Annotated in this window: 5 protein-coding genes; all 5 read right to left on the reverse strand. The window is 36.4% G+C overall.

All coding sequences use genetic code 11. The features are described from left to right. Positions 1-648 (reverse strand): NAD-dependent epimerase/dehydratase family protein (locus C7K08_RS13085; RefSeq protein ID WP_241537266.1); only part of this gene is annotated, 648 nt, incomplete at its 3' end. Next, entirely contained in the window at positions 645-1,148 is a 504-nt protein-coding gene (locus C7K08_RS13090; protein ID WP_133165285.1) for a hypothetical protein, read from the reverse strand. The genes C7K08_RS13085 and C7K08_RS13090, both read right to left, overlap by 4 nt. Before the next feature lie 34 nt (positions 1,149-1,182). Then, positions 1,183-1,542, reverse strand: coding sequence for a hypothetical protein (locus tag C7K08_RS13095; protein WP_133165286.1), 360 nt, complete (start codon positions 1,540-1,542; stop codon positions 1,183-1,185). 133 nt (positions 1,543-1,675) lie between these two features. Then, positions 1,676-2,734 carry an inosamine-phosphate amidinotransferase 1 gene (locus tag C7K08_RS13100; protein ID WP_106501003.1) on the reverse strand — a complete coding sequence of 353 codons (1,059 nt, stop codon included), beginning with the start codon at positions 2,732-2,734 and terminating at the stop codon, positions 1,676-1,678. After that, on the reverse strand, positions 2,731-3,603 hold the full coding sequence (locus C7K08_RS13105) for a hypothetical protein (protein ID WP_133165287.1): 873 nt from the start codon (positions 3,601-3,603) through the stop codon (positions 2,731-2,733). Before C7K08_RS13105 ends, C7K08_RS13100 begins: the two co-directional genes overlap by 4 nt. Positions 3,604-3,736 lie beyond the last annotated feature (133 nt).

Consider the following 3,736-nt stretch of genomic DNA (forward strand, 5'->3'; position numbering starts at 1 on the left):
ATTAATAACAGTTTCCCATGCGTCTAGTAGATCGTCAATGTATATAAAGTTACGATATGGTTCGCCGTAGCCTAAGTTAATTTCCTTAGGGTTGGTCAGCATCTGATAAATGATTTGTTCTGTAACAAAAAAGTTGTTATCTTTACGACCGTATGCGTTTGTTTGACGAATAGCAGTAAAGGGCAGTCCGTAACTGCGATGTGCATATTCTAAATACTTTTCGCAAGCATATTTGGCTACTGCATAAGGAGCATTAGGATTTGGCGGAGTGCTTTCGTCAAACGCAATAATACCTTCTTCCCTGCCTTCTCTAATTAAATCGCTAATAGGTTGCCACCCGTACACTTCCATTGTACTAGCAAACACAAAGTTTTTAAGATTAGGTAAATCCTTTGCGATCTCAATTAAATTAACAGTACCAGTATAATTAATATCACTGAACGTAATTTGCTCGTAAAAACTCTGTTCTACTTCGGTGCGAGCTGCAAGATGTACAATAATATCGGGATTAGATTGACGTAGCTGAAAGCCAACTTTGTCGTGTTCTCTTAAATCATGTTGCAAAAATTCAAGCTCGTGTTTACCTTGTAAACGCTGTACCATGTGTTGACCAATAAAGCCATCGTGCCCTGTTATAAAAATCTTCATTTAAATGTGTCCTTATCTGCAAATCCAGATACTTGTAGTGTGTATCGATTCTCGTTGCCAATATTTATTACCGAGTGAATCTTATCTAACCTAATTATAGCATAATCACCTTTTTTATAATTCATGCATACTTCGTTTTCCATTTCAAAAAAATGACCTATTTTGTGATCCTGTAAAAACAAATTAATACGTATAGGCTCTTTATTAGTTAAGTCTATATTATTATTTTTAGCAAATTCAAATAGTCTGTGAAATTTATCTTTATGCGGTGGTATAAAACATCCAGGGGTTAATTTATTAATTGTAACCATACTATATTTAAGCCAATTATCAAACAAATATTTGACATTATTTACCCAAGATGGACAAGAATCTCCAAAAGTTTGATATACTATATCAGCATCAACTGGAAAATTAGGTGTACTTATTCCTAGGGTGTTCCAATAGCCGCCAGCTTCCCTAGTTTCTGTTTTTTCAGTAAAAACTAGTTCTTCGAGCATGTCATCTGTAATAAAATCAATATTAACGTGCCCTTTAATCATACTTTACTGTTACCTGCATAGAATAAAACGGCTCGTCACCCATATTACCTGCTAGATGCCAATCGTCGGATCCGAACAGCGTCCAATCACCTTTACGCCACTTTATATATGGCTGATTATGTATCTCGTAGTAATGACCTGACTTCCAATCTTCTAGCATAATAAGGTATCGTGCAGTTTTTCCTTTACCGTATTTTTCTTGTACTTTAAAGTGTGCGTCAACGTGATTAGGTATAGTATTACCTGGATCTATTCTAACAATACTAACAACATAACCAGGATTTTCGTCTAACGATTCTAACAATCGACTTGCTATTTGCCAAACCCAATCAGGACAGTCATCATCAAACATTTGCCAGATACTACTATTCTGTTTATTATAATATGTGTCTAGTTGTTCGTATTGTCTATAACATTCGTGCAAATCTGCAAACTTTATTTGTGTAAGTTTTGCCCTACGAACATCAATATCTAAATGGCCGTACTTAATCACAATAACTCTCTAACGTGCCTTTTCTTCTTAGGTCCAGTGTAGCACAGTGAATACCACCACTCAATGTCATGCTATGACGGAAACGTACTGGTACGCTATCAATGCMGTGCTTGTCAAGTTCTCGCATTAGTGGTTCTTGTGCGCTATCACAAATAATTGTGCTTTCGTTAACGCTAAGAATATTCATACCAATATAAGGACTACAAGGAGCGATATAACCTTGGTCGGCTAATTTACTACCTTGGACAACACAATCTTCAAACCAAATCTTGTCCCACTTCTTAAAAATCTCTGGGCAGTTGTCCGGTGTAACTCGACTACTGTTTAGTAATACTAGACCTGGACGTAGTGGTACAATGGTACTGTCAAAGTGTGCAAAACTGTAAAGCTCGCTGTAGTGTAACTTATAACCCATCGGTTCTAAGAAACGCTTGAGCCATTTAAAGCCTTTCATGTTACCGCTGTTGCTTACTTGATACAGCAAGTCTCTGCCAACACGCACAATATTAGGAGCATCAAAACAAATTTCATGATCCATTAATGTTGCTTTTTTAAGATTTTCAAACTGATACATATTGTCATGTAGTTTGGGTTTAGGTGCTTGCAACCACAATGCGCCGTCTTCAAATGCTTCGTATAAAATATCTTCGTACAAACGAGTTTCAAAATATCGTGCGCGAACTGGGGTAGGTGTTTCAATAAGCATATCACCTAGTGGTAAAATTAAATCGCGTGGGCACCAGCTATACCAACCTTTAGAATTCCAACCTTGGCCAATGTCGTAGTTAACATTGTCCCAATCAATGATCTTGGGTCGATGTACTTTTACACCCATCTTAGTAAGTGTATCTGCTAGCCCATCTGCATCCTCGTTGGCTTCATCGATTACCCATTGCGGATAAGTGCCTTCTAAGTGTTTGATTTTTTCAGCAGGATGATTAGCATAGCTAAAACTATGTGCGCTGATGTCTGTAGCGATGCGACTGTGATGTGCATGACCAACAATAATTTCCTCTAGAGGATCCCAATCGTTATGTGAATTAACTATCATATGTCTGTGTCTCCGAGATATTCGCTAACACAAACCCTATTGTTGTCAGGAATACCTCTGTTAAAATGTTTATATTCTTCGCCGCCTAAACCAAAAATTACTGTATCAGTATATACTAAGTTTTTTTGTTCGCAGATTTTTTCATAGTTTTCTTGGTGTGTTTCCCAGTTCCAATCAGGACTAAAACTTTTCATAAAGTGTACACCTAAGCTCATACTATATTTGTTTTGCATGTCCACTTCGTTTAGCATACTTATGCCATCATCTGCATAGCTTTTGGTAAACCTAATTCCAACCCTGTGGTTCTCTAAAGTGTAAAACGGCTTGCTCAAACTACAAGTTATTTCTTGTATTGCTGGATAAGTTACGTCAAGATGTATGTTTTTAGATATTCCCCAATATGCTAAATCTACACAAACAGGAATGTCATTTATGGCGCATATGTTTAAGATATCATTAAACTCTGGATGCATACATCCGTAGTCGCTAAAAGGCATACTAATTAATAATGCATGTAAACCCTTACCTTGTATTTTATTTACAAGGTCATCGCAGTTAGTAACATATGTAAAGTTAATATGTTTGCCTAAACATGCGTGATACTGAAAGTCTCCCGTTAAGCAGATAATTTGCCGTGTCACTGAATGTTTTAAAATAAAATGATCAAATGTTTGACTAGTGCCTTGAGTATAATCTGCTATCCCAAACTCGTCTAACCCGTTTATTGTTTTAGTATCTGAATACTCTAACCAGTTTCTCCAAACTTCTGAGTATTCATCTAAGGAAACATTACGATAAACATGATTGTCGTAATGTTGTTTTACTGCTAAATTTTTAATTGGGCGAGCGCCTCGAACAGCTTTGGTCATAGTAATATTTATCAGCATTAAACAGCCAGTTAATTTATTTCAGAACAGTTCAGATAAATAGTATTATGCCAAGACTTTCACTGTGGAATCCGATAAAAACTAACGACTACAAGTTTATTGATAAAGTTGTGGG

The organism is Synechococcus lacustris str. Tous, assembly GCF_003011125.1.
GTDB lineage: Bacteria > Cyanobacteriota > Cyanobacteriia > PCC-6307 > Cyanobiaceae > Synechococcus_D > Synechococcus_D lacustris.

Excerpts from the sequence above, each read along its gene's own strand:
- C7K08_RS13090 (WP_133165285.1), bottom strand. The coding sequence starts at position 1,148 with ATGCTCGAAGAACTAGTTTTTACTGAAAAAACAGAAACTAGGGAAGCT.
- C7K08_RS13095 (WP_133165286.1), bottom strand. The coding sequence starts at position 1,542 with ATGTTTGATGATGACTGTCCTGATTGGGTTTGGCAAATAGCAAGTCGA.
- C7K08_RS13105 (WP_133165287.1), bottom strand. The coding sequence starts at position 3,603 with ATGACCAAAGCTGTTCGAGGCGCTCGCCCAATTAAAAATTTAGCAGTA.